The 3,914-nt window shown below is 34.6% G+C and carries 5 protein-coding genes; 1 reads left to right on the forward strand and 4 read right to left on the reverse strand.

The window, feature by feature from the left end; genetic code table 11:
* The 4 genes from FFM73_RS12140 to FFM73_RS12160 all read right to left on the reverse strand — a co-directional run.
* Positions 1–169, reverse strand: a 169-nt coding sequence (locus FFM73_RS12140; RefSeq protein ID WP_137631913.1) for a type II toxin-antitoxin system RelB/DinJ family antitoxin, incomplete at its 3' end; no start/stop codon positions are given.
* A 259-nt stretch (positions 170–428) separates the two neighbouring features.
* Positions 429–1,544 (reverse strand): replication initiator protein A, encoded by a 1,116-nt coding sequence (locus FFM73_RS12145; RefSeq protein WP_373278678.1) that lies wholly within the window; start codon positions 1,542–1,544, stop codon positions 429–431.
* 913 nt (positions 1,545–2,457) lie between these two features.
* A complete protein-coding gene (locus FFM73_RS12155; protein ID WP_054712561.1) occupies positions 2,458–2,661 on the reverse strand; it encodes a hypothetical protein in 204 nt (67 codons plus the stop codon).
* 54 nt (positions 2,662–2,715) lie between these two features.
* A complete protein-coding gene (locus FFM73_RS12160) occupies positions 2,716–3,501 on the reverse strand; it encodes a ParA family protein (protein WP_054712564.1) in 786 nt (261 codons plus the stop codon).
* Positions 3,502–3,667: 166 nt separating this feature from the next.
* On the opposite strand from FFM73_RS12160, the gene FFM73_RS12165 reads away from it, so the two are divergent.
* Positions 3,668–3,844: an MFS transporter gene (locus FFM73_RS12165; RefSeq protein WP_137631914.1), complete on the forward strand. Its 177-nt coding sequence runs from the start codon at positions 3,668–3,670 to the stop codon at positions 3,842–3,844.
* Positions 3,845–3,914 lie beyond the last annotated feature (70 nt).

Raw genomic sequence — 3,914 nt, forward strand, 5'->3', positions numbered from 1 at the left:
CGCTTAAAGACGCATTAAAAGGTAAAGCACCATTAGCAACAATCCGCTTGTAAAACATGTTAATGGCCGTGGTTGGATTTAAGCCCAATTCGCTTAAAATTGCTTCGGTATCATCGGCCAAATCTTTATCAATCTTGACTTGGACCCGTTTCTTTTCCTTAACTGCCATGATTGTCTCATCTCCTTTCTTTTGCTACTACCATTATACTACCTTTTGAGTACCTTATCAATAGATAAAGCCTTGGCCTCAAATCACTTGAGCTTGGCGTTGATCTAAAGGCTGAACTTTTGAGCTGGTTAGCCTAGTTAGCTCTGGCGCTCATTTAAAAGCCCCTATTCTTCTGTTTAAGCCATTTAAATCTAACTTAAGTATAAATAGGTTAGTAAGTCTTAAAACCGCTTAGAAAGGATTTTGTAGCCTTTTAGGACTAGTAGTACAACCCACTGTTATCGTTGTCGGCCGACTTTTCTTCTTCGGGGTGTTTAGCCGCATATTCTCTAGCCGCTTGTTTATTCCACCAAATCCCAAATAGGTTTTGCATGGTGCCGTATAAGTAGTTCTCCACGTTCTTGATATGCTTCTCATTGCTTCTTAGGGCGTTAAAGTAGCGTCTCAAGGCTTTAGTCATTAAAGGTTTCAGTTCCTCATCATCAAGTGGGATTATGACACCAATATCTTTGTGATCTTTCTCAACTCGGTACTTAGCATTTAAGATAATGCCAATGAAGCGCCGCATTTGTTGCGGAGTGCGGCACCAGAAACTTAGTAATTGCACGGCTTCGGGTTCTAAGAAAACCGGTAAGCCACTATCTTCATTAGTTAAGAAGTCATTAGCATGGTTCACCAAATCCTGGTTTTGCTTTTGAATTTCTGCTGGTGAGAATTGGGCTGTGGAAAAGTCCAACTTTTGAGTATCTATATTGTATCTATTAGTATCTAAGCTTCTAGGTTCTTTATATAGATCGTGTCCGTTTTTCGGAAGTCTGCTTGTATCAAGGGATTGGGATATGTTACCAACGGTCTCATGCTGATTTCCGTTTTTCGGAAGTCTGCTTGTATCAAGGGATTCAACGGTCTCATGCTGATTTCCGTTTTTCGGAAGTCTGCTCGTATCAAGGGATTGGGAGCTATTTAGATTCTTTTCTCTTAAATAAACATCTTTTTCATTAACTTTTAATTCCGCTAAATACAATCGGTTGGGTAATTGGCGGCCGGCTTTTGGTTGAAAACCCATTCTTTTCTGCATTAATAAATGAGCACCTTCAAGCTCTTTTTTAATTTTTGCAATTTTTGTATTTGAGCAGTCAAATAGTTTTTTTAATTCTTCGTTTGTGAAGACAAAATAAACATTGTCATTTTCGTCAACCCAGTTATTTCGTAATGAATATTCTAGCCGATCTTTGAGAACCATGTAAGCCAGTTTAGTATCACTACTTAGGTGTTTATATTTTTCTCCGTACATTAGTACCTTGGGAAATTGAAAAAATAAAGTTCCATAAACGTTATCTTTTTTATAAAAATCAAAATTTGCTTGATCCATCATAAAAACTCCCTTCTTGACTGACACCTGCTGTCCCAAAAGAGAGTTGCCAAAACATTTGATTTGCTTTAAAATACAAATCTGATATGCTTTAACTAAGTTACAAAGCGTACATTTGGTAGTGATGGCTTTGCAATTTCATCAGCATGTGTCTGTTTGTGAGTTGCCCAACCGGCAACTTTTTTAATTTATAGCAACTAAACAAAAATGGACTAGGCAGCTTCTGTTGGCTACTTAGTCCATTGGATTTAATTTGTTTTTTAACTATCCTTAACTTGTCCTTTTGGACCGGTTTGCGGTATAATTAACCTACAAATTAAGAACAATATTCAGTTGATTTTTACTTGGCGGTCTAAATCGACTGAATCTAAGTAGCTGTCAGATAGCTACTTGCTAAACCTGAAGTCCCTGATTCCTCGTGAATTGGGGACTTTTTTCTGTTTAGCTTGATCTTTTATTCGGTTGCCATATTAATCTTAGTCTAGCATAGCGCTTACCCGCCGGCAACTTTATTTGGTCTTGTACACTTTGCCTACTTTGGGTTTGAACCAATAAGAGCCGGAAGATATCAGTAAATATTCGAATAATATAAATGCCTCTGGGTGTTTAAGAAAGTATTCGTTGAAAGCACTGAAAATCAAAAGCATGATCGGTCCGCATAAATAAGTAATAAACAAGGATATCATTTGTAATATACGGATAACTGATCGACGATTACCACTCCATTTTTCAAATAGTACTTGTAACCATTATTGTAACGGGAATAACCATTGTCTAAAAAAGAAACGATTGCCTATTTTATGTCTCTTCAAAATGCCGATAACGGGAAATAGCCAAAAAATAATAATACAAGCAACAAGGAATATCTCGTTCATTGTAGTTTCCATGATTTTACCCCTTTTTCAATTAGCGAAAATCAAAGATTAAATTCTTTTTTTAGCAGTTTCTCTAAATATCTGGAAGCTGTTAATTCTTTCTCTTTTGCACGTCTAGTTAGTTCATTAGCAATATCTTGCTTCAAAGTATAAGATTTTGAAATTCTAGGTGCAGTTGGTTCATTTTTAGCAGGTTTGCTGCTCATACTATTTTTTAGTTGATTCATTTTATCTTCAAATGCCATTATACTAGTCCTTTCTGTCTCATAATATGATATAGCATGACATATCATATTACGCTATTGCTTCGCAAAGGTTTCAAAGATATTGTCGATATTTTCGAAAAATTCTTTGGCCCTTTGTGTTGAATTGTTTTCTTGCTCCATCTTAATCAGCGGTTTGTGATTAAGAGTTGTTTTATTGAATATTTCTCTTTCAGGAATTAGTGCAATTGTCCGCGGGTCTTTTTTCATTTGTTCTACAAACTCATGAGATGACTTAGTATTATGTTTTATCCGGTTTCCAATGAATTTAAGTTCCGCTGTGACAAAACTTTGTCGAGTTTCGACATTAATTACATCTTGTTTCAATTGTTTCATTCTTAATTCCAAATTACTTTTTGAAATAAAACCGTATTCACTTGGTTCAATTGGGCTGAAAACGAAATCAGAAATTACAATCATATTTTGTGTGATAGTTGAAAAATCAGGATGCGTATCTATCAATACATAATTGAATTTTTTTAGTTCATTATAGTTATCTGAAAACCACATGTACATTAATAATTCTTTGTTTGCTCTAGTTTGAAGATCATTGTTAATTGTATCTAGATTCATAGAAGCAGGGATAATTGACAGATTCTTGTGTAACTCAATAATTTCTACTTTTTCATTATCTTTTGTAAAAACATTAGCTAAGGTATCATGATCTTTATAAATATCATAAGTTTGGGTCAAACTACACTGGTGATCACTATCAATCATCAAAACATTGTAACCCTTACTAGATAACCATTCACCATAATTGAAAGTTAAAGTTGTTTTTCCAACTCCGCCCTTAATGGCTGAAAAAGTAATTATTTTCATAGTGTGCCTCCTTATTTGCAAGTAAATAATAGCATATTATGAAATATCATGCAACAATATATCATGACATGATATATTGTTGCATGATATTTCATGGAAATAAGATTATGCGAGTAATCAACAAATAAATCAAGGCCCACACAAATTGCTGGTTGGTCTCAAGCAAATGGCACAAAAAGAAGCTTTAATGAATTCTATGGGAAAAATTAAGCATGCTAAAAAGCGACAAATCAGTCATGCCTTTAGTCATACTTATTTGGTAGGAGCGGTGATTATTTTAATTCTTTCACCGATTGCTTTATTAACAGATCGTAAGAAGCTGTCCAAGATCTATGATTTTTGATATACTTCTATGTAAAAAGCGAGTTTAAGCTATGAAAAATTATCCCAGCAATATTACTCGGCAACAATTT

Source organism: Secundilactobacillus hailunensis (genome assembly GCF_005405185.1).
Taxonomy (GTDB): Bacteria; Bacillota; Bacilli; order Lactobacillales; family Lactobacillaceae; genus Secundilactobacillus; species Secundilactobacillus hailunensis.